The organism is Vibrio sp. SCSIO 43155, assembly GCF_023716605.1.
GTDB classification, from domain to species: Bacteria; Pseudomonadota; Gammaproteobacteria; order Enterobacterales; family Vibrionaceae; genus Vibrio; species Vibrio harveyi.
Genome location: NZ_CP071853.1, coordinates 678,798 through 700,018, shown reverse-complemented (window position 1 = coordinate 700,018; position 21,221 = coordinate 678,798). Strand labels below are relative to the sequence as shown.

19 protein-coding genes are annotated in these 21,221 nt (G+C 45.3%); 11 read left to right on the top strand and 8 right to left on the bottom strand.

Annotated elements, in window-relative coordinates:
- The first annotated feature begins 66 nt into the window (after nucleotides 1-66).
- From J4N44_RS20320 to J4N44_RS20290, 7 genes are all read left to right on the top strand, one after another.
- Entirely contained in the window at nucleotides 67-420 is a 354-nt protein-coding gene (locus J4N44_RS20320; protein ID WP_029790234.1) for a hypothetical protein, read from the top strand.
- Between the two features lie 12 nt (nucleotides 421-432).
- Entirely contained in the window at nucleotides 433-1,782 is a 1,350-nt protein-coding gene (locus tag J4N44_RS20315) for an HlyD family type I secretion periplasmic adaptor subunit (protein ID WP_009704725.1), read from the top strand.
- 3 nt (nucleotides 1,783-1,785) lie between these two features.
- Nucleotides 1,786-4,017, top strand: coding sequence for an ATP-binding response regulator (locus J4N44_RS20310; RefSeq protein WP_252045666.1), 2,232 nt, complete (start codon nucleotides 1,786-1,788; stop codon nucleotides 4,015-4,017).
- Nucleotides 3,992-5,416 (top strand): TolC family protein, encoded by a 1,425-nt coding sequence (locus tag J4N44_RS20305; RefSeq protein ID WP_252045665.1) that lies wholly within the window; start codon nucleotides 3,992-3,994, stop codon nucleotides 5,414-5,416. Before J4N44_RS20310 ends, J4N44_RS20305 begins: the two co-directional genes overlap by 26 nt.
- Entirely contained in the window at nucleotides 5,406-6,992 is a 1,587-nt protein-coding gene (locus tag J4N44_RS20300) for an ATP-binding cassette domain-containing protein (protein WP_041053448.1), read from the top strand. The genes J4N44_RS20305 and J4N44_RS20300 overlap by 11 nt, the downstream gene beginning before the upstream one ends.
- Nucleotides 6,989-9,127, top strand: coding sequence for an ATP-binding cassette domain-containing protein (locus tag J4N44_RS20295; RefSeq protein WP_005442632.1), 2,139 nt, complete (start codon nucleotides 6,989-6,991; stop codon nucleotides 9,125-9,127). The genes J4N44_RS20300 and J4N44_RS20295 overlap by 4 nt, the downstream gene beginning before the upstream one ends.
- 108 nt (nucleotides 9,128-9,235) lie before the next feature.
- Nucleotides 9,236-9,604 (top strand): hypothetical protein, encoded by a 369-nt coding sequence (locus tag J4N44_RS20290; RefSeq protein ID WP_005453700.1) that lies wholly within the window; start codon nucleotides 9,236-9,238, stop codon nucleotides 9,602-9,604.
- A gap of 63 nt (nucleotides 9,605-9,667) precedes the next feature.
- Here J4N44_RS20290 and J4N44_RS20285 read toward each other — a convergent pair whose 3' ends face one another.
- The 7 genes from J4N44_RS20285 to J4N44_RS20255 all read right to left on the bottom strand — a co-directional run bounded on the left by J4N44_RS20285 (nucleotide 9,668) and on the right by J4N44_RS20255 (nucleotide 17,641).
- The gene (locus tag J4N44_RS20285) at nucleotides 9,668-10,558 is read right to left on the bottom strand and encodes a sigma-70 family RNA polymerase sigma factor (RefSeq protein ID WP_032802095.1); all 891 of its coding nucleotides are present in this window, start codon (nucleotides 10,556-10,558) and stop codon (nucleotides 9,668-9,670) included.
- A 290-nt stretch (nucleotides 10,559-10,848) separates the two neighbouring features.
- Complete coding sequence (locus J4N44_RS20280) at nucleotides 10,849-12,108, bottom strand: hypothetical protein (RefSeq protein ID WP_252045664.1); 1,260 nt, start codon at nucleotides 12,106-12,108, stop codon at nucleotides 10,849-10,851.
- Entirely contained in the window at nucleotides 12,101-12,814 is a 714-nt protein-coding gene (locus J4N44_RS20275) for an ABC transporter ATP-binding protein (RefSeq protein WP_009704729.1), read from the bottom strand. The genes J4N44_RS20280 and J4N44_RS20275 overlap by 8 nt, the downstream gene beginning before the upstream one ends.
- The gene (locus J4N44_RS20270) at nucleotides 12,814-14,049 is read right to left on the bottom strand and encodes an ABC transporter permease (protein WP_252045663.1); all 1,236 of its coding nucleotides are present in this window, start codon (nucleotides 14,047-14,049) and stop codon (nucleotides 12,814-12,816) included. Before J4N44_RS20270 ends, J4N44_RS20275 begins: the two co-directional genes overlap by 1 nt.
- Nucleotides 14,039-15,268: an ABC transporter permease gene (locus J4N44_RS20265; RefSeq protein ID WP_252045662.1), complete on the bottom strand. Its 1,230-nt coding sequence runs from the start codon at nucleotides 15,266-15,268 to the stop codon at nucleotides 14,039-14,041. Before J4N44_RS20265 ends, J4N44_RS20270 begins: the two co-directional genes overlap by 11 nt.
- Nucleotides 15,269-15,334: 66 nt before the next feature.
- Nucleotides 15,335-16,081, bottom strand: coding sequence for an outer membrane lipoprotein-sorting protein (locus tag J4N44_RS20260; protein ID WP_252045661.1), 747 nt, complete (start codon nucleotides 16,079-16,081; stop codon nucleotides 15,335-15,337).
- Between the two features lie 117 nt (nucleotides 16,082-16,198).
- Nucleotides 16,199-17,641 (bottom strand): transporter substrate-binding domain-containing diguanylate cyclase, encoded by a 1,443-nt coding sequence (locus J4N44_RS20255; RefSeq protein ID WP_252045660.1) that lies wholly within the window; start codon nucleotides 17,639-17,641, stop codon nucleotides 16,199-16,201.
- A 363-nt stretch (nucleotides 17,642-18,004) separates the two neighbouring features.
- Here J4N44_RS20255 and J4N44_RS20250 point away from each other — a divergent pair, with 363 nt between their 5' ends.
- A complete protein-coding gene (locus J4N44_RS20250; protein WP_005453681.1) occupies nucleotides 18,005-19,168 on the top strand; it encodes a threonine/serine exporter family protein in 1,164 nt (387 codons plus the stop codon).
- On the opposite strand, the gene J4N44_RS20245 is transcribed toward J4N44_RS20250, so the two are convergent.
- Nucleotides 19,165-19,431, bottom strand: a complete 267-nt coding sequence (locus tag J4N44_RS20245) for an alternative ribosome-rescue factor A (RefSeq protein WP_005453679.1) — start codon at nucleotides 19,429-19,431, stop codon at nucleotides 19,165-19,167. The two genes, J4N44_RS20250 and J4N44_RS20245, sit on opposite strands and share 4 nt — an antisense overlap.
- A 368-nt stretch (nucleotides 19,432-19,799) precedes the next feature.
- On the opposite strand from J4N44_RS20245, the gene J4N44_RS20240 reads away from it, so the two are divergent.
- The 3 genes from J4N44_RS20240 to J4N44_RS20230 all read left to right on the top strand — a co-directional run bounded on the left by J4N44_RS20240 (nucleotide 19,800) and on the right by J4N44_RS20230 (nucleotide 21,157).
- The gene (locus J4N44_RS20240) at nucleotides 19,800-20,009 is read left to right on the top strand and encodes a cold-shock protein (protein WP_005433440.1); all 210 of its coding nucleotides are present in this window, start codon (nucleotides 19,800-19,802) and stop codon (nucleotides 20,007-20,009) included.
- A gap of 73 nt (nucleotides 20,010-20,082) precedes the next feature.
- On the top strand, nucleotides 20,083-20,628 hold the full coding sequence (locus J4N44_RS20235; protein WP_005453677.1) for a YaeQ family protein: 546 nt from the start codon (nucleotides 20,083-20,085) through the stop codon (nucleotides 20,626-20,628).
- Nucleotides 20,615-21,157, top strand: a complete 543-nt coding sequence (locus J4N44_RS20230) for a hypothetical protein (RefSeq protein ID WP_188014312.1) — start codon at nucleotides 20,615-20,617, stop codon at nucleotides 21,155-21,157. Before J4N44_RS20235 ends, J4N44_RS20230 begins: the two co-directional genes overlap by 14 nt.
- Nucleotides 21,158-21,221: the final 64 nt, after the last annotated feature.

Here is a 21,221-nt window from a genome sequence, read left to right as displayed (position 1 = left end):
AAACGCAATTTAAAGATCCTTAGTTATTGTCATTAAAGCAATTAGGGCGGTGGAACAATGATAAACATGACGAATCTGTTGCGCTCAGTCGACAACAGCCACAAAGGGCTGCAATTGCTATTGGGAGATTTTTATAAGGACTTCAGCAGCGCGGCGATCAACATCGAAATGCTGCATAAACAAAACCGTTTTGAAGAGCTGAGCGGCTACTCAAAAAAGCTGAAAACCATTCTGGTCCTGCTTTGTGATGATGATTTACCACCCAAGATGGCAAAGCTAGAACATTTAAGTAAGCACCACTTTCCCGCACCTAATGAATTGATTGAGGACATCAAAACTGAGCTCAACAACGTGAACAAACAAATAAGCCAGCTGTTAGATATCGAGAACTCTATCGATGACAGCGCAGATGATGAATAACCGGGGTGGATCATGAGTAACAAGCAGATCGAGCACCACCTCAGAAAAGCACTCGTGTCCAACAACGAGTCTTCGAAGGTGACCGCAGACGATACGATCGTGCTAGCCAGTGCGATGACCAGCGTACACAAAACGTTGCTGGTTATCTTTTTGCTTTCAATGGTAGCGATCGCCGTGGCGTCTCAAGCTCGTATCGACATTGTGGTGTCGGTGCGCGGTGAGCTATTGCTGGAGTCTGACGTAGAAAAAGTGCAACACCTTGAAGGCGGTATTCTCGAAGAAATGTTAGTGCGAAAAGGCGAAGTGGTTTACGAAGGTCAACCCATTGCGCGCATTCGCTCTTTGGACAGAAACACTCAACTCGATACGGTGAACACAGAAATCATTCAGCTCGAGTTAGACAAACTCCGTTATGAAAGCCTGCGCGATATGGTAGAGCCCGATTTCTCTGCCTACATCGAAAAATACCCAGAACTGGTTCAGGTAAATATGAATACCTGGCAGCAAGAGTTTTCCAAAAACCGCTCTAATGAAGAGTTGATTACTCACGACATCAACCACAAGAACTCGTTGATTGATTCTATGCTTAAGCGCCGCAAAAGCTCCGAGAACCAGCTTTCTTTGATTCGTAAGCAGCTCAATATCAAGAACACCTTGTACAAAGAAGAAATGGCATCTTATGTCGATGTTCTGAATATGCAGGTTCAAGAGTCAAACATGGTGCGTGAGATTGAAAATCTCGATGAGTCGGTCATGAATGAGCGTTTCCAACTGGACAAACTAGAAAAGCAGTACCGAGACTTGGTGGAAAATCGCAACTCCGAATACCAAGCGCAAATCATTCAAGCGAAGAAAGATCTCAAGTTAAAACGCATTCTTCGTCCTCAACACTCTGACAAAGTGGATCGTCTTGTGGTCTACGCCCCTATTGATGGCGTGGTCGATAAAGTGCACTTTAACTTCCGTTCTGCCGTGATACCGCCGGGGGAAAGTATCGCGGACATTGCGCCTATCAATAACTCCCTTCATGGCGAAGCGAAGATTCCACGTAAAGACATGGGCTTTGTTGAAATCGGACAGGCAGTCAAAGTGAAGATGGACACCTACAACTTTGCCAAATACGGATTTTTAGAAGGTCGAATCGCGTCGATCAGCCGTTCGTCCTATGAAGAAGAGGACGCTGAATTCTACCTCGCTGAAATCCAAATCAGCCAAAACTATCTAGAGCGTGGAGGCACACAATACAAACTGTCCCCTTATATGGAGTTTACCGCCGACGTGAAAACAGGGTCACGTCGGGTTATCGAATACGCTGCGAAGCCGGTTATGTCGGCTATCGAAGACGCGTTCGATGAGAGGTAATGGATGAGTAACAAACCTTCCTACAATATTTCCGTTCCTGTTATGCGCCTAAGCATTGCTTTCAGTTTGGTGCTGGCTGCCCTCGCCTTTTATTTGTATGTATCTTGGAAAAAAGTGGATTCAGTGGAGCAAGTGCAAAACGCGCCTCTGTTAGTTCAAGCCCAACAACTAAACCAAACCATCGAATTTGATATCCAAACGCTTCAGCGCTGTTTAGCCACACGTTATTGCAGTACAACAGAGCTCGATTTTGAGGTTCTGAAAAACGAAATTGACCAGTTTAAGGCTCTCGCGTCACTCAACAAAACCGAGTTTAGCTTGGTAGGTGCGACCGAATATACGCAGCTTGAACTGGCGATTAATCGCTTCTCGGACAGCTCAAAAACGCGTGACGATGTGTTGGCACTGTATCTCTCGCTCACCAATAACTACCTACAAATGGACGACAACTATCGCACCATGTTTAACAACCACGCGAGCGACCTAATGATGGAGAAAAACGAGTTCTTCATTTGGTTGTTTGTGGTCGTTGTTGTGTTGGTTGGTATCGCCGTTCTATCGAATTTAGTGGCAATCCTTAAACTGAGAAAATCCAGTTCGAATGAGCGCGACATTGATCAAGAATTCGACGGGCTTTATCAAGAACTCAAACAACTGGATTTACAAAGGTTGGAAGAGTTGCTGAATGAAGTGAGCATCAATCCGAAGCAGCGTCAGATCTACTCTCACCTAAAACTGATTTTCAGCAAACTCGAAGAGCAAAAACGTAATAACGATCTCTACAAGCAGCTCTATGCTCTGATTGGTTACGAGATTCGTGGAATCACCAACACCATTAACGGCGGCGTGCAATATCTCGTTCAAGAGACCGATGAGAGTGGCGTGTTGATGGCGCAAGATATAACCTCGGCTGCGAATACCCTGTCTGAATTGGCAGAGAACTACAACCGACTCATTTCACAAGGAACAGAGAGCAAATCGAAAGAGTTTTCACTGCTAAATGTACTGTCTGAATTGATGATTCACATCAGTTCCAAAGTGCAGCGGAATGAAGGTGAACTAGACTGCTTTATCTCGGATAACTTACCAAATCGTGTTGAAGGACAGTCCACCAGCTTATTCTGGGTGTTGTTCCTACAGCTATCGAATGCCATCCAACTCAAAGCCGATAAGAAACTGTTTGTCACCATTGAATCTGGGGCGGCGTCAGACATTGAAAACACCCGCTTGACCATCAATCTAAACTTCTTAACCACGCTGGATGTGCCGTTTGCCAAGCTCAATACCCTACACTGGAGCGACCATAAACAGCACACAGCAACCAAAGACGATTTGGCAAAAAGCGTGCTGAAAGATTATGGCTATTACGAGAGCCACTGGTATCAATCGGGCAATCAGGAACGTTTTCAAATTCAGCTCGATTTAAAAGCCAAGAGCTTCCACACCGAGAAAACTCGCTTCGACAATAAACGTTTGTTGCTGTGTGCCAACTCTCAGCTGCGCATTGATGTGATGAACAAAATGCTGGTCAACTTGGGCTTAGAGATCACGCCAATTCGAACCCCGAACGAGCTCTTCTCTGCTGCAAAAACGTTTGGCGAATACGATGCCATCATGCTGACCGATACGTTCGAGCCAAACAAGCTGCCCTCACTGAGCAAAACAGTGAAATCGCAATTGCGCAATCACCCGAACACCAAGTTGTTGCTTTCAGTCACTAGCACTCAGCAAGCACAAGAGAGCCATACCTTTGTCGACAAGATTCTGAACTCTCCTGCGATTCCGTATGAGTTCATCCCTAACCTGTTAGCAATCATGGAAGCGGAAGCCTCTGAAGATCAGATGGAGAACAGCTCATTCCTGATTGTTGAGGATGACCGTGTTCAACAGATTCTACTCAAACGTATTTTGAGCAAGCAAGAATACGAAGCCGATACCGTTGGCGATGGCGCAGACGCCGTTCAGCACTTCATGAATCAGCGCTCGGATATCATTTTTATGGACTGCATCATGCCAGGCATGGGCGGTATTGAAGCAACCAAACGCATTCGACAATACGAACAAGAGAGCGGACAAAACCCCTGCACCATCATAGGTGCGACAGCATTGACCAGCAGTAATGAACACCAAGCTTGTATCGAAGCTGGAATGGATTACGTGATCAGCAAACCTTATAAAAACGACGAAATCATCAAGGTGATCAACAAGTATGTGGCGGTACAGAAACTTAACTAGCTGCGTATTGGCAGCGCTTACATTGAGCAATGCTCCTTCGGCAATGGCGACCACCTTGCTTGAGGCGGTCAAACTCGGCTTGGAAAACAATTTATCTCTGCGCGCTAGTGACAAAGGCGTGGAAGAAAACGAATACAACATCGACATTAGCCGTTCTAAGTTCCTGCCCTCTTTAAACGGTGCCGCTGATACCACATGGAATGAAAACGAGACCATATTAACGGGAACACCGGATACGCGTTCAAGCTACAACTCGAACAGCTATAGCGTGTCTTTATCCCAATCGGTGTTTAACCTTGGCGACATCTTCAAATACGGCACCGCGAAACTTGATTTCAACATTGAAGAAATCAAACACGAGAACAAAATCCAGAGCACCATTTCTGAAATCGCGACGCAATATTTCGAGTACCTGAAAAACAACGCGCAAATCAAAGCCACCAAAGTTGAGCTTAAATCGTCCGAAACGCGTGAACGCCAAATGCGTCGTAACGTGGAACTTGGCAACACTGCGGCGAGCGAGTTGTATGAGGTGATTGCTCAGAAAGAAGGCATTGCCAATCGCTTAAGAACCTTAGAGAAAGACCGACGTGTGATTTTGAACGGTTTAGAGATTCAAGTTCAATACCCGGTCACCCCATCGCAGGACATCTACGAAAGCGTGCCCTTGGCAGAAATCAGCGAGTCCGAACAACGTGCGATTCTTGAACAAGCTTTGAAGCTCAATAACGATTTATTGGTTGCGAAGAAAACCGTAGAACGCAGCCGAAGAGGCTTGAAAGAAAGCGGTTCAAACTTTGTGCCGACCGTCTCGCTCTCTGCCAGTTACCGTTACGACGATGCGAACAACTATGACCGAACCGACCCCACCGCAACAGGGGACAGTAACTCCACCAGCGTCGGCTTGAACTTGAATGTGCCGATTTTCTCCGGTGGTTCGGATTACTACGGTTATCAAAAATCGTCGACTGCTATCGAGCGAACGGAGCTACTGTACCAAGATTCGTTGTTCACGACGCGCAATAGCGTTAACACCTCGGTACTCAACATTAATGACTTCTCCCGCGCTATTAGCAGTTACGAGAATATCATCCGAGCTAACTACGCCTCCTACAAAGGCATTCAGCGCGCTTACCAGCTTGGTACGCGAACCATTACCGACTTACTGGCAGCAGAAAGTAAACTGTTTAGCGCGCTACGTGATTACGAGAGCGCGCGTTATGACTACATCATTGAATCGATCAATCTAGAGCAAATCAAAGGCATGCTGTCGGTGCAATCCATCGAAAGAATCATGCAATTGATGAACGATATCGAAGGCAGAAGCAATCAAGACTTAGTTCCAAAACACCTTCTCTCCAAACCATCGATTAAGAAAGGAGGTCGCAATGCAAACTGAGCATTTTTCCCAGAAGATTAACTTTGCTGACAAATGTTACCTGACTTTCTCAACGGTCATCTCGACGCTGTTTGGTTTAGTACTTCCCTTTTCGATTCTGATTATCTTTGACCGAGTTTTACCTAACCAAGCCAAAGACACACTGTTTCTTCTGTTTGCCATTATCTTGATCACCATCTTCCTCGACTATCACTTAAAAAATCAGGAAGAGAAGATTTCGTCGGTGATCATGAAACAGTTCGAAACCAACCTAACCAACAAGGTGTTTCAATCCATCTGTTTGGCTGAGATCTCGAAATTTCGTCGCCTAGAACCCGGTGAATACCTAGAGCGTATTGCTACCATTCCAGAGATTAAATCCTTCTTTGGCGGAGAATCTGTACGGGCATTGATCAACCTTGCCGTCAGCATACTGACCATTCTGATTATCGGTCTGATCAACATCTGGGCAGGGGTGACCATCTTGCTCGCCTCCATCGTTTTAGCAGTGTTCGCACTGAGCCTATCTAAGCAAAAGATCAATAGCCTAGAAAACAAATCCGACATCGAAGGCTTAACCACCTCGAAAATCATCGAGATCATCTCTAGCCCACTCGATATCAAAGCGCGCAATATGGAATATCGCGTTGAGAGCTTGATGACACAAATGGTGGAAGAGCGTGAAGTCGAGAACATCAAATACGAGCAAATCGAATCAAACTTCAGCCTTATCTTGTCGCTCATACAACAGCTCTCCATCGCTTGTGTGGTGGTGGTTTTGGCAACAGCGGTTATCAACATGCAATCTAGCCAAGGCATCATGGCAGCCATCATCATGCTTACCAACCGCTACTTCGCCCCATACCAACAAGTGATGCGTACGGTGAGCCGCTGGGAGTTGAACAAGCTTCATATTCAACGTATCGCCGAGTTGCTTGAGCTTGCTGCGTCTGTAGAACAACAAAATGACACGACAGAAGTCGAGCGCATCTCGGTGAAGTATTCCGAAAAACAACGCATCGAGTTTGAACGCGGTCAGGCTTACTTGCTTACAGGGAAAAGCGGCGCAGGCAAAACCCATCTTGCCAATTGCATTACGCGGCAAAACACCGACAGCAAACTGGACATTCAAATCAACGAGACACCGCTCGATGACGTTAATTACAACGTCTGGCGCAATAGCGTACTGATGGTCGACAAAACCAGCTCGTTCGTCGAAGGGACCATCATCGACAACCTAACTTGTTTCCGCCCGAGCTTAAACAACACCGCATTTGCGCTTTGCGAAACCATGAACATCAAAGCACAAATCGATGCCCTTCCTGCTGGTTTTTACACCGAACTTAAAGGACATTTACGCAATCCATTCTCGCGCCAAGTCGCTTATGCCTTGCTGCTAGTGCGCGCCTTGCTTGCAAACAAACGAGTGTTGATCTTCGACGACATCGACTGTGTTTATGACGACGACTTTGCTCGATTGGTTTTGACCAGTACCGCCTATCGCGCCAACGACAAAATCCTCATCATCGTCAGCAATAAGATGGACAAGCTCAATCATCGCCTCAAACGCGTCAAACTTACCGGAGGTGACCAATGAGTATTTTGGTTGATTTTAATAATGTTCCTCAACGCTTGTTGGACTTTGAGGCTCGCAGTTATGATGAACGATACAATCAGTCACCTTTAATTCGTGGTTTAGCTTACACCCTCATTGCGCTTGAATGGGAAGGCACACCTTCTATCCTCAGCGACGCTTTTATCCCTAAACCAAAAGACAGCGACAGTTTTATTGCCACGATTGAGCGCCTTGGTTACCGTTGTGACGTCACCAAATTAAAAACGTTGGAGCACATCGAGGGGCACCCTCATCCTTGTTTTATCGAGATAGAAAACCTCACTGCGATTTTCTTGGGCACCAAAGACGGCAAACTGATCCTGTTTGATTACACCAATAACAACACCATTGAATACCCACTCTGCAAGAAGCCGTGCTTGTTAGTTTCGATCAGCGAATACTCGCGCTTGTTCCGAGAGCCGCCACCAGAATCTCAAGACCGCAGTAACTGGATTAAATACGCATTCTATCGCTACAACAATGAACTCAAAAGCCTGATTATTCTTAGCTTTGTCATCAGTATCTTGGGCGCGCTCCAACCCTTCTTTATCATGAGTGTGTACAACTTCGCCTTGACGTCTAGCTCTCAAGCCACGCTCTATTGGCTCACGTTGTTTGCCGTGATTGTTGGATTTTCGGAATACTTTTTTAAGAAGATGCGAGTCAACATCATTGCCACTTCAGGTAAGGACTTGGCGGTGCACATTTCTCAAGCGGTTATATCCAAGCTGTTATGGCTCCCTTATGCGATGACATCCACCGCAGGCGTGTCTTCTCAGTTGGCGCGTTTGAAAGACATCGACACATTCCGCCGATTGGTAACGGCAGAGTCGACCTTGAGCTACTTCGACATGCCGTTTGTTATCGTGTTCATTGTCGCGATTGCCATCATGTCAGGAACCGCTGCATTGGTCGTCATGGCGGGTTTGATTCTGATGTTGGTGTTCTGTGTTTATTCTCGTTACATCTATTCACAAGCCACGTCTAAGAGCTCTCGCGCCAACGCCATGGTTTCTTACCAATGGAATGAGATTCTTCGCGGCATCAAAACCATCCAAGGCTTGCCACTATTGCGCGTTATTCAATCTCGCTTCAGCGCTTCACACATGCAAAGCACCAACGATGCAGAAAACGTTGCCGTCACCAACAGCAAAGTTCAAGCCGCAGGTGGCAGCTTGATTCAGGTGATAGGTACCGCAAGTATCGTGACCGCGGTTATCGGTGTAATGGATGGAACGTCTGACGCTGGCGCTATGCTTGCAACCGTAATTTTAGTCTGGAAGGCGTTAGGTCCGATAATGGGTATCTACAACTCCATATCTAAATTCCAATCCATTAAGGCGTCTTCTGCGCAAATCAACAACCTTATGGCAATGAATGACGACAAGCTAACGTTAGAGAAAAGCCCCCCTATTCGCCTGTTCCAAGGCAGCATTGTCGGCAGCGGTGTAAGCCATCGCTACACTGGCGCGGCAACAGGCTTAACCAATCTCGGGTTTAAAATTGCCCCAGGGGCGAAAGTGGTGATTTGTGGACCGACTGGTTGCGGCAAAACCACGCTAATCTCCATTCTTGCGGGTTTAGAGGATAGATACCAAGGCGCAGTGTCGGTAGACGGCTACAACATCAAACAGTTCAACAGTTATCGCTACCGAACCTCGATTAACTACATCCCGTTTAATTTGCATATTTTTGAAGGCTCTCTGGAGACTAACTTCATCTTGCATAATGGACTCATCCCTACAGAAAAGATGCAAGAGATGGTGAGCTTTTTCGAACTCGATGCGTGGTTGCCAGAAGGATTGAACACTCAGCTAAGCGTAGATAAATGCAAGAACTTACCTAACGGTATTCAACAGAAATTGCGCCTCGCGCTGGGGCTTGGAAGCTGTGAACAATCACTGATCATCATTGATGAACCATTTAATGGCGCTGAGCAAGAAAATGCTCAGTACTTCAACCGCTTGTTCACCGATAAATTGCTAAACAAAACCGTGGTGTTCTCTACCAATGATCCGGGGTTGATCGCCACTTCGAACATGAGTTTGGTATTAGAGCCAGACGGCAACTTGAAATATTTTGGCTTAACAGACAAATACTTAAACAGCTTAAGTTAATACTGTGGCGCTTATTCACAATTAACTCTTTAATCAGACAGATACAATTGACAAAGATATAAACCAGAGAGATGATTCGACCGAGATTTAGAGGTATTTAGGATTCAGATGTATACATTTGTTGCTGACAAATTGGATGTGGTTTATTTATCAGCGATACCGGAAAACCACGCATTGCAGGACTTTGATGTACCTGAAGAAGAACTCGAAATCCGCGAGATTGTCGAGGTGTGGTATGAGTGTGCATTTTTGCCTGATTTCAATCTCGAGCAAATCGACATTGCAAACAAAGCGGAGCTAGTGGCAACACAAACTCAAGTGGTGAACAACTACACGAGCACTCTCGCTTTCTTACTCAAGAGCAGAGTGTATCGAGCTGCCCTTAACCGCATGTTAAGCATCTGGACACTCGAACCCTCCGCCAAAGCACAACTTGAGTTACTGCTTTTTGCCGAAGAACAAGCAAAGACCAACTGAGCAACACGCAGATAGAAAAAAGCCAGCAATGACGCTGGCTTTTTAGAAGCTATTGAACTGGTATTACACCCATCCATCAAACTGAAGACGTTTTTGTATTCGCTCTACCGCCTCTTTCTGCATTTGTCTCACGCGTTCGTTAGAGACATTCAGTAAGTCACCGACTTCAGCTAATGTTTTCACATTATGTTCAAACAAGCCGAAGCGATGAATCAGCACTTGCTGTAACTTCACAGGCAATGTGTTAACGACGTGCTCCAGTGCTTGAGTAAAGCAATGGTCTTCGCAATCTTGCTGTGGATCTGTTGTGTATTCGCTTTCACACTGTTCGAGCACAAATGGTGCATGATTAAGGTCAACAGTCGTTGAAACATCGATAAAGCCGCTCAACGCGACTAACTCATCAACACGCTCTACTTTTACGCCTGAACAATGGGACAACTCTGAAATCGAAATGTCTTTGCTCATGGTTTTGCTCGCATCATGCTTTTTCGACGCAAGGCTATTTATCTCTTTACATACGTGAGCAGGTAAACGTACCGTGCGTCCGTTGTTCATTAATGCCGCTTCAATGTTTTCGCGAATCCACCACACCGCGTAAGTTGAAAAGCGATAACCCGGCTCAGGATCATACTTGTCGATGGCTTTGATCAAGCCGATGTTGCCTTCTTCAATCAAATCAAGCAGCGTGAAGTTATTACCAGTACGTTTTAAGTAGCTTTTGGCAATCTTTACCACTAAACGCAAATTAGACTCGATCATCACCTCGCGCGCTTCTTTGTCCCCCGCTCGATTGAGTTTGGCATAATGCAGCTCATCTTCTCGAGAGAGTAAATCAATCCCCACGATGTCTTTTAGGTAATGTGCATAGGGATCTTTACCTGCAGAAAACGTTTCTTTCATTGGCATCTCATCCGTGACACCTCGGGACCTAGCAAAACACTCGTTGTTCATTTCCCCGTCCTTATCAGCCAACTTTACTGGTGTAGCTCTTTGGCTACTTTTCTCCGTGGCTCAATTAATATGCCACCCAACGAATAACATTCGTTTTACGTTGAGTGTAGACAAGGCTTTTTAGCTTTACCAAGAAATTGCATTTAATTTCATATCAACCCTGTACTCAACTGTCAAAGCGTGAGCGGGTTGGGATTTATGGAGCAACATTCAGTATCGTATTTACATCAGAGTTGATAGAAGAGTTTCACTTACTAACAGTTAAATAAATTCACTTTTAAAACATATATTTAAAAACTGTATTTAATATTAGCAAACAACAAAGTCGCAGGTGCTTCGCCAAACAAACTGCCACTGCTACCGTTAAAGCTCTGGATTACCGTGAGCAACTGCCAGTCATTAGCGAGAGAGTAGTTACTTGATATCCCAAGGAAATAGGAATGATCGTCGTAGTAACTGGTTGAGAGCGTGACGCGGTTTAGAGGCGTTAAGTCAAAGCTCATATCGGCGTACCATGTATTTCGTGTAAAGCTCAACGTTTTTGCATCAAGAGGAAGATTCAAATACGCCAATGCGTTTGATGCATCTTGAGGTTCAGAGATAAATAACCACGCTGCACGCCCCATCCAGCTGCGTTTGCCGCCAAAGCTGTAATCCGATTCGATACTGGCAACCGTGGTCTTTTTGGTCGGTTCACCCTCAAATTCTGGATCAATGGGATCAAACCACGTGAGCTCTCCACGAAAACCCGCATCAAACACATCCGTTGCAAAACCAGCGCCGAGTACGTAATCCATCCGAGCTCGCCCTGCAATAAACTGATAATCCCATCCCGATTGATTGGCGAAGTAACGCAGTGAGGCACTGTCTTGCCCTGACTGACGAGCTGGTGAAAACACCAAATCTACCCCATCGGCAAAACCTAATTTTCTGCTCAACATGACCGCATCCGTGCCTGCCCGCTCTTCATAGTCAAAATCGTAAATCGAATACGCATTATAGATATCGTTTGGATTCCATATCGTATTCATCGACCAATTGATACGAAAGCGCCCTAGTTGCGCTCCCCAGTCATCTTGCTGCCAAGTGAGATATAGACGATCAAGCTGACTGTTAATGACCACATCATCTTCATGCCAGTTTTTGCTCAAATCCATGTAACCAGAATCCAACGCAACCAAATCGGCATAGCCAGGAAAGTCGGTAGAATCGCCCCAAAGTGCTCGATTTCGTAGCCCAACATTCACACGCCAGCTAGAGGAAAAACGGTATTCAAAGTTAAGTCGATTGTGTATCAGATTATCGAACGTATTGGCAGTTCCATCAGGAACACTGTAGGTTGCCATGTATTTGATGTAGCCATCCAAATCCCATGACTTTTGAGGCTCTAATCCGGGGACAGCAGACAAGGCAGAACCTGCCTGAAGACATAGCAATGAAAGACTTAACGCCTTAATAAACACTGCATTTACTTTTGTTCTGAGCAAGCCGGTATTGAATTGGAGAGATTTGGTGCAAGTCGCAGACAAATAGGAAGCAGCTCTATGCATGCGACCTCTCTGCACGATTATCAATATTACTGAAATCACGCGCCAAACGACCGTCTTCAAATACGATAATGCGGTGTGCACGTTTTATCACCCGCGGATCGTGGGTCGAGAAGATAAACGTCGTTCCCTCTTGTTCGCTAAGTTGCTCCATAATGTCGAGCAGCTCCGCGGTGCTTTTGGCGTCTAGATTGGCAGTCGGTTCGTCCGCCATGACAAAACGAGGCTTCGGCGCTAAAGCACGAGCAACCGCAACACGCTGCTGCTGTCCGCCGGACATCTTACCTGGCACCTTATTCATTTGTTCCGCTAAGCCCACTTGTTCAAGCAAGGAAGTCGCACGTTCACGGCACTCTCGCTCAGTTTTACCTTGCAGCTGCATGACGAATTCCACATTCTCAAGCGCGGTTAACACAGGTAACAAACTGTAGTCTTGAAAGATGAAGCCTATATTATCGCGACGATAGGCAATCAGTTCTTTTTCTGACATCGATGAAATCATGCAACCATCGATTTCCACCTTGCCAGAGCTTGGGGCATCAATACCGCCAATCATGTTCAGCAACGTCGTTTTTCCCGAACCAGATGGTCCCATGATCGCAACAAATTCACCCTGCTTAATCTCCAAGTCTACCGACTGCACTGCGTGCACAGGGTAATCACCATCGGCGTTGTAAATCTTAGTTAGGTTTTCTAGTTTGATGGTCATTAGCTTTTCTCCGCCATGGCATCCACAGGTCGATGCTTCAAAATTTGTCGTGCGGGATACAGGGCTGCGATAAGGCTGGCAACAAAAATTGCGACAATGATCATTTGATATTCCGCTATCGATACCCGTGGATAAAGCAAGGTATCCACGCCATAAGCCCCTAGCCCTTCCGCCATACCAGCCAGCGACAATCCGGTAATACTCAGCACCTTGAGCATAATTGCACTCCCGAGCAACCCAAGCGCACAACCGCTTAATCCGAGGAACAAGGTTTCAAAAACAATCAACAAGCGTATCTTGTGTTTTTGCATCCCGACAGCCATTAACACACCGAACTCTCGTGTACGTTCAAACACTGACATCAACATGATATTGATGATGCCAAGGGTCATCGCCAGCACAAACACCACCAGCATCACTTGGTTAGAAACTTCCATCGTGCTCATCATGGTAGAGAGCAAAGGCTGGATCTCCTGCCAAGGTCTCACACTGAGCAAACCTTGACTTTCCGGCGGCAAAATAGAGTGAGTGAACGCCAGTAACTGCTTGAGCTCAGGATCGTTATTAGAAGTAAGGAGTATCGCAATTTCGTGCGTGCCACTCAGCCCCGCTACCTTTTCAAGATCCGCTTTTCGGACGTAAACATTCCCGTCATCAAACCCTGTCGATGGTGTTTTGAATATGCCTCGAACACGAAATGCCGCACCTGCAACCTCCCCATTCACATCAGACAGAGTGAGTACCACTTTGGAGCCAACGCGTAGCTTTAATCGCTCAGCTATCTTGCTCGATACCAAAATCGGATTTCTGCCTTCTTCGCTCAGCCATTCTCCGTCGACAATATGTTTCGAGAGTGGCGTGATGTTTTGCTCTTGCTCGATATTAACGCCGTTGATGCGAATACCACGAGTGCTGCGCGCCGACGCTATCATGCCATCTGCTAGAAATCGCTCAGAAATGGCTTTCACTTCTCGGTTACTCGCCAACACTTTGCTTATCTTTTCCGCATCGGGAATCACATCTTTTAGCTCTGGATTGACTAAGTAGGACTTTTGCTGGATCTGCAAATGACTGGTTTGCCAAGAGATGGCGTTCTTAATCATGCTATCGACCAAGCCATTCATGAATCCCATCATGGCAACCACGCCCATCAAGCCAAATACCATGGCTCCGAGCATGATTGAGGTTCTCAACTTGTTGCGCCACAAGTTACGCCAAGCCAACTTAACCAGCATGAGCACCTCCTTTTAACCCTGCCGCAATGGGCATTCGAAACATGCGAACCATTGGGTAAAGCAGACATAACAAAAGAATTAACAGCACGACGGCGATTTGATTGAGCAGTAAGTGTGGGTCGAGCGAAACAGGCACAATAGGTTCAAAACCACTTTCGCGCATGAGCTTGGCAGCATCGCCAGTAATTTCGATTGGATTAAAATAGAAATACCCCAACACGGGAGCACTCACGATAAGCCCAATAATGATGCCAATAACGGACATAAACAGAGACTCTATCGTGAGCAGAAGGGCGAGATTGGAGCGCAACATTCCGGTTGCCAGCATGACGGCGAACTCGCGCTGGCGTTCCAATGTCGTCATCAAGATTGTCGCGAACAAGCCAAAACCAACAATACCGTAGAGAATGTAAATCAAGAAAATACCGCCCGCTTTATCTAAGGCGATTTGTTGTGCCATCTCTGGCGACAGCTCCTTCCAATCTTTCACGGCGACATTTTTGCCATACTCGGCTTTAAGCTGTTCAACGGTATCAGGTAAGTCTCTTAGACTCTCAGTATTTAAAACCCATGCGGTGACTTGGTCATCCAATGAATACAGGTTTTGCGCAGTATCGAGCGGCATGTACACCAACTGAGAATCAAGCTGCTGCAAAGGAAAATGAAGAATGCCCGAGATTTGATACAAACCTGCCGCGGTCTGTCCCCTATAACCGACACCGTAAAGCACCAATTCATCGCCAACCTTGAGTTGCAAATAATTGGCTAAACCACCACCGACTAGCACTGATTTTTGCCCTGATTGGATGTAGCTTCCCTCAATCAATTTGTCACTGATATTGGAGTACTGATCTTCAGCTTCAGGCTCAACGCCTAGTACCATCACGCCTTTCGAGCGTTCATCTTTTGCGGCTAAAGCAAAAGATTCTACCCGAGGTAATACCACATCAATATTGGGATTGTTTTTCGCCGCGGAAATGAAAGAAGCGGTTTGTGGCAAGACATCATCAATGCTGGAAGAATCACCAAACTCGGGGTTTTGCAGTTGAATCAACCCGGTATAAAACTTGGCGGCATTTTTGATATTGGACGTATAACTCCCTTCTTGAAACGCTCGCGTAATCAGCGAAAGAAACAGCACCAATGCCAACGCAGACGCCGTCAGTAGTGTCCTGCGCTTTTGTCGCCAGAGGTTTCGCCAAGCCAGTTTCACAAGCATTGATTCGCTTCCTTCCGTTGATGTGTGATTATCCGTTTCTTCTTTTAGCCGCTCATTTACCCAAACTTAGTCGCGTAGCGATTTCATCTGTTGCTGAGAGAAAAAACTGTCATCGATATCGAAATCAAACTGTGCTTGGTGGGTGATGAGTACGGTTTTGTTCTCTGGCTTATCCAGCGGCTGCATTTCCATTCTGGTCGCTAATTTTCTCCCGCCGAGCTCTTTCACGTCATAAGTCGTCATCACGTTCACTCGCTCATCAAACTCATCGTAGAATTCCACTTTGCGCTGCAGGTAGGTCGATTTGGAAATCCACAACGTTACTTTGCTCCAAACCACGGGAGCATCGGGCTTCGCAACGGCGTCTATCACCCAAACCTTGTCGCCATCAAACACATCCCCGCCTTTTAATTCATGTTGATAATCGACCACAATAGAGGACTGGTTGATCAAATCATCGTTGGTGAAGTCTGAGCCCATCCACGATTGGCTCAACATAGATGGCGCAATTTTGATGACGCGTTCAATACTCGGTACCCAATTCCACATTTCTCTTTGTCGTTTTAGAGAAGCACTGCCCTTATCCTTGGCTGGCGCCGTGACCAACACCAAAGACAAATCCGTCCCTTTGGTCCAACTCTTCATGGTCATCGACCGAGTCCAATCAGGACGAATGATCTCCATAGTGGATTCGGTATAACTGGAATCACCGCGCATTGCTTGATCTGACTTTTGCACGATATCAAAAGCACTTTCAGCCACAGCAGTAAATGAAATGGACCAACACAGTAGAGATAACCAAGCAGTACGCATAACCGTCCTCGACACTGAAATCCAACACTATTCACGTCAGAAATAACAATAAAAACAGGGAGTTCAAATCAGTATAGCAAGGAGAGGATGAAGGTCAGCGAGAGCACGCTCAAAGTTTTACTGAGCTTTACGAAGTAATGGTTCCACTTTGTTTCTGTTGATGATTTGGAATACAGCGCGATTCTTCCCATTTGCCTTGCCATGGTACATAAGTTGATCAGCATCTTGCAGGCTTGGTTGTTCATCAAATTTTGGATAATACGCGCACCCTAAACTGATACTCACGCTAATCGTTTGTCCATCTAAGGTCACTGGTGCGCAATTTACTTGGGTGCAAATTGTACGAGCAAGAACTTCTGCTTCCTCTGCAGAGAGCGAAGCCGTTACTAAGGCAAACTCTTCACCACCAATGCGCGCTAAAGTCATTCTTTCATCGATGACAGATCTTGCTGTATTCGCCACAGCAACAATAGCTTGATCCCCAACCAAATGTCCAAATTGATCATTGATGGATTTAAAGTCATCAATATCAAACACCATCACGGTCAGGTTTCTTTTTACTGTACTTAACGTCGCCAACCTTTCTATCAAGTGACGTCGATTATAAAGCTTAGTGAGAGGGTCAGTCAGGGTGAGCTCAAAAAGCTGTTGATTCGCCATAGTGAGTTGCCGAGTACGCAAAGCAACCGTACGCTTAAGTGAAAAAATATGGAACATGGCAGCAATAATCAGCGCAAAAACAGCAAGTGGAGCAAGATACGCTGGATAGACGGTTTTAACATGAATCCAACGACTGAGGATCCGGTCCTTATTTGCCTCCATGACTATCTCAAAATTCCTCGATACCTCTTCAATCGACTTTGCACTGCTGTCACCCGTCGCGATTCTTAAATCTTTGCTGTAAAGATGCAATGCAGGTAAGAAAGTCACCGAGTCAGGTGTTGTTGCCATGTAGAAATTGGATACCTGGGTATCAGCGACAAACAGAAAAATTTGCTTATTCGTAACCGCTTTTAGCAACGCATCATTATTCGAAAACAACCGTATTGCCGCGTTCGGGTAGTGTTTACGAACAAAAGTCTCTTCGTATCCTCCTTTCACCAAACCAACTTCCATTGCCGATTCACCTTTCAGCACCGATTCTACGTCAATTCCTAACAGGTCACTGTTGACATAAAGTTGAGTATCGATAGGCATAATCACTGTGCCAAAGTTCAGATACTGGCTGCGCTCTGCAGAAAATATCAATCCAGCATGGATATCTGCTCGTCCCTCTTTTACTGCTAGTAAAGATTCTTCCCAGTCAAGCAATAGAAATTTCACATGAACATCATTTCGAACGGAGTACTCGCGCCAGAAATCAATCAAGATGCCTTGCGGCTCGCCGTCTGGCGTAAGGTATGAGAAGGGTTTCCATGCTTTTGAATTAGCAACAACTAAGGTACCTTGCTTAGTTTCGTGCCCGTAGACTGCGCTGGAATGGAACGCAACAATAAGCAGCAGAAACATGCCAAATATTGTGTTTTTCCAATCATTAGTACTATAACGCATGAAGGTCATACCTACTTCTCACTAACCTACCCTAAAGGGCTATCTAAGACTTAAATAGAACTAAAGGTATAGCAGAGGTTCTTTCTTTAGGTAGCAACTCTTATTGATATGAATCTAAATTAGTACCTTTACACTGAAAAATGGCACTTTTACATTAGATTATTTTATAGAATCATCACGAATTGTTATGAATTTAATATGAATAAAAGTTCGAAACTCCGGGTTTCTCTGGGTTGAGCCTTTTAGCGACATGAGTAACACCTGACACAGTCCACAAAATCACACAAAAAAGTTAATGATTATTCGCTCGACAAGAATCACTTTGTTAACTTACGCGCAATTTTTTTGTGACTCGAAATTTTCGCTTTCGCCATGCCTTCTCAATATAGAATTAACAAAATCGTCGAAATTGGCGATACGCTGCATCGTAGTGGCTGTGCGCCATACAAAGTAGAGAAATACACTCAGCACTACGCGCAAAAACATGGCGTGGATGTGATGATTCAAGCCACGCCAACCGCGATCAATTATCAATTTCCAGATGATAACAATGCAGTGGTACTCAAGCGCTTGAAACCAGCTTCAATCAACTTAAGTTTGCTAGCTAACACCATCATTCGAATCAACCAACCGAGTAGCGAACCCGTCCCAGAGCCTGCTGGATATCCTTCATGGGTTATTGCATTGGCGAATATGGGCATTCCACCCGCGTACTTGATGCTGGTCGGCAGTACCTTAGAAGCGGTCGGCTTTGCTTTTATTCTTGGTTTTATGGTCTGGGGATGCCAGCAAGTTTGCCGAGCGAGACGTGCAATTGCAGTTGAGTTCATTGCAGCTTTGTTCACAGGTATTATTGTTGCGTACCTGTCCAGCACTGGACTGCCGATCCCTGTTTGGGCGCTATGTATCGCAACGATTGTCTTATTTGTACCCGGTCTCTCCATCGCTAACTCCCTTGAATGTCTCGCGTTTAATGATTTGGTATCAGGGACCAGTTTATTGGGGCAATGCGCTCTTACGTTGATCAAGTTGTTTGTTGGCATCACCATGGGGCTCAATATCGGTGAAGCCATTTGGGGACAAGCGCAATCCATCGCCTACACCAATGAAATCCCGATTTGGATGCACATTAGCGGGCTATTCTTAATTTCCGCCAGCCTTGGAGTGATCTTTAACGCTCGCCCTATCGACATTCTGCTTGGCTTACCCGTTGCAATGCTGGGCATGTGGGGACCTTTTTATCTTGGTTTCGAAAGTGGCTGGGTTGTGGGGACTTGGGTAACTACAGTTCTAATTACATTGTACGGAACTTGGATTGCGAAAAAGATGGAACTGACTGGCTCTATCTACATTGTTCAAGGCATCATCATTTTGGTTCCGGGTAGCCGCGTCTTAGTAAGCGCAAGCCAATCCGTGTTTGAACAATCTATTTTACCCATTCCAAGTATTGGTCTGTCTGCGCTGTTTATGTTCTCTGCTATCGTTGCGGGGCAAATCACGGCTTACTCAATTTACTCTCCAAAAATAGAACGCTAAAACCCCCTCTCGCCATCACCTTCAGATAAGAAAAAAGCCCTATTCAAAATCCACTTTAGTGAGAACTTTGAATAGGGCTCTTTGCCTCTATGTTTTGCTTTCCGATTGAAGCTGCCTTTGCCTTTTTTGGCTTTCACAACCCGCGTTCTAAACAGTTGACTAGTGACGACCGCTTTAAGTGCGTTGTCTTTGATTTCCCCTCTGCCAAACTCGGTATCTTGATTCAATTCATTTGGCTGAGGATTAGATTTGTTCTTTACCATACTTCCTCCTTAATGGTCGAACCAGATTGGACAATAATTAGGGAAAATAGTCAAATTTGTATAATAAAATTCATTTTATTCTCCAAAAACTTCACAACAACGTCATTTATTTGAAAATTCATCAAAAATACACCGTATAAAAAGTGACTAGATACAAATATTTGCCCTTGATGGGTCGATATATGTTGACTATACCCGTAATTAACCTAGACTCGAACACGGCTAGAAAGAAAGTTCTTTGTTTTCACATTTCGTTGGATTACTCGTAACTCCCCCGTCCTGTGGTACGCAATAGCAATTTATTTTTCCACGCTATAAGCGCCGATTAGGCGAAGATTTACATAAAATTAGATATTTAGGAAATAGACATGTCTAACAAAGCTACTGGTACAGTTAAGTGGTTCAACGAAACTAAAGGCTTCGGTTTCATCCAACAAGAAAACGGTCCTGACGTTTTCGCTCACTTCTCTGCAATCCAAGGTGACGGCTTCCGTACGCTTGTTGAAGGTCAGAAAGTAGAATTCGAAATCACTCAAGGTCAAAAAGGTCCACAAGCTGAGAAAATCACTCTAGTTTAATCCTTTAAGATTTTGATATGGTAGCCAGCTTTTAGCTGGCTATTTTTTTGCCCTTCATTTATCGATACTTCCTATGGCTCTAAAACCAACAATTTACAAGTTTCGTATCGCAATCTCTGATATGAACAACGATTACTACGATTCAAAAAATCTTACTATCGCCCTTCACCCTTCTGAAAAGCCACAGCGCATGTTGGCTCGTATTTTCGCCTACTGCTTGAATGCACAAGATGATCTTGAGTTCACTAAGGGTCTATCTACAACAGAAGAACCAGATTTGTGGCGTGTAGAGGACGACCAATCTATCACTCACTGGATTGAGATTGGCGAACCAGAACCAGATCGCATCAAGAAAGCGACCCGTTTGGCTAAGAAAGTAAAAGTCTATACCTACAACACCAAAGCCTCCGTTTGGTGGGATAAGATGGCGGGCAAATTTGGCATGCTTCCAGTGGATGTGGCAAGCCTTGACTACGATGCTATCGACTTGATTTCACAACACCTTGACCGTGGCACTAGCCTATCTGTTATGATTACCGGCACCTCTATTTTCGTTGATATTAACGAACAACACGTCGAAGTGACGGTGAAGGAATTACAAAGTAATGACGCCTCTTAATGAACTGATCCAAGAAATGGGGTTCAAAAACATTCCCTTCGTTAATGAGCATAAGGCTGCAAGGCGACGTTGGACAAAAGAACAAGCCCCATTGTTCATTAGAGTATGTGAAAACAAGCCTGACACAGCCCCTGCGCTGCATATGCTTGGGCTTTTGACTAAATCTCACATCGAAGCCAGCGCCCTGTATGAACAACATGCCACCTCCACTCACCACATGCAGCAAGTGTTGAACGACACGCTTGGTGAAGAGCACGCGGAAAAGTTCACCAATCAGTCGGCCGAAGACTTAGTACTGGTGACGCATTTATGGCTATACACCCAAGGCTATCTAAATATGGATTTTAGCCTTGCTCATGACCATGCAGAACAAACGCAAAATATCCTGCAACATGAGTTAGTGATTAAGCGCATGGATTTGGATGCTTTTCGTACCGATTTAATGCAGAGTTTCTATCTTGGTAAAGACGCTAACCCAGTAAAAGCAAGCGGGCTATTTGGTTGGGTAAAACGTCTGTTTTCCTCATAAAATACATGGTTTTGTCAAAACCAAACACCTGATAGACTACGCCCTTTCATGCAACGGCTTTCTA

Excerpts from the sequence above, each read along its gene's own strand:
- J4N44_RS20320 (WP_029790234.1), top strand. The coding sequence starts at position 67 with ATGACGAATCTGTTGCGCTCAGTCGACAACAGCCACAAAGGGCTGCAA.
- J4N44_RS20315 (WP_009704725.1), top strand. The coding sequence starts at position 433 with ATGAGTAACAAGCAGATCGAGCACCACCTCAGAAAAGCACTCGTGTCC.
- J4N44_RS20310 (WP_252045666.1), top strand. The coding sequence starts at position 1,786 with ATGAGTAACAAACCTTCCTACAATATTTCCGTTCCTGTTATGCGCCTA.
- J4N44_RS20305 (WP_252045665.1), top strand. The coding sequence starts at position 3,992 with ATGTGGCGGTACAGAAACTTAACTAGCTGCGTATTGGCAGCGCTTACA.
- J4N44_RS20300 (WP_041053448.1), top strand. The coding sequence starts at position 5,406 with ATGCAAACTGAGCATTTTTCCCAGAAGATTAACTTTGCTGACAAATGT.
- J4N44_RS20295 (WP_005442632.1), top strand. The coding sequence starts at position 6,989 with ATGAGTATTTTGGTTGATTTTAATAATGTTCCTCAACGCTTGTTGGAC.
- J4N44_RS20290 (WP_005453700.1), top strand. The coding sequence starts at position 9,236 with ATGTATACATTTGTTGCTGACAAATTGGATGTGGTTTATTTATCAGCG.
- J4N44_RS20285 (WP_032802095.1), bottom strand. The coding sequence starts at position 10,558 with ATGAACAACGAGTGTTTTGCTAGGTCCCGAGGTGTCACGGATGAGATG.
- J4N44_RS20280 (WP_252045664.1), bottom strand. The coding sequence starts at position 12,108 with ATGCATAGAGCTGCTTCCTATTTGTCTGCGACTTGCACCAAATCTCTC.
- J4N44_RS20275 (WP_009704729.1), bottom strand. The coding sequence starts at position 12,814 with ATGACCATCAAACTAGAAAACCTAACTAAGATTTACAACGCCGATGGT.
- J4N44_RS20270 (WP_252045663.1), bottom strand. The coding sequence starts at position 14,049 with ATGCTGGTTAAGTTGGCTTGGCGTAACTTGTGGCGCAACAAGTTGAGA.
- J4N44_RS20265 (WP_252045662.1), bottom strand. The coding sequence starts at position 15,268 with ATGCTTGTGAAACTGGCTTGGCGAAACCTCTGGCGACAAAAGCGCAGG.
- J4N44_RS20260 (WP_252045661.1), bottom strand. The coding sequence starts at position 16,081 with ATGCGTACTGCTTGGTTATCTCTACTGTGTTGGTCCATTTCATTTACT.
- J4N44_RS20255 (WP_252045660.1), bottom strand. The coding sequence starts at position 17,641 with ATGACCTTCATGCGTTATAGTACTAATGATTGGAAAAACACAATATTT.
- J4N44_RS20250 (WP_005453681.1), top strand. The coding sequence starts at position 18,005 with ATGCCTTCTCAATATAGAATTAACAAAATCGTCGAAATTGGCGATACG.
- J4N44_RS20245 (WP_005453679.1), bottom strand. The coding sequence starts at position 19,431 with ATGGTAAAGAACAAATCTAATCCTCAGCCAAATGAATTGAATCAAGAT.
- J4N44_RS20240 (WP_005433440.1), top strand. The coding sequence starts at position 19,800 with ATGTCTAACAAAGCTACTGGTACAGTTAAGTGGTTCAACGAAACTAAA.
- J4N44_RS20235 (WP_005453677.1), top strand. The coding sequence starts at position 20,083 with ATGGCTCTAAAACCAACAATTTACAAGTTTCGTATCGCAATCTCTGAT.
- J4N44_RS20230 (WP_188014312.1), top strand. The coding sequence starts at position 20,615 with ATGACGCCTCTTAATGAACTGATCCAAGAAATGGGGTTCAAAAACATT.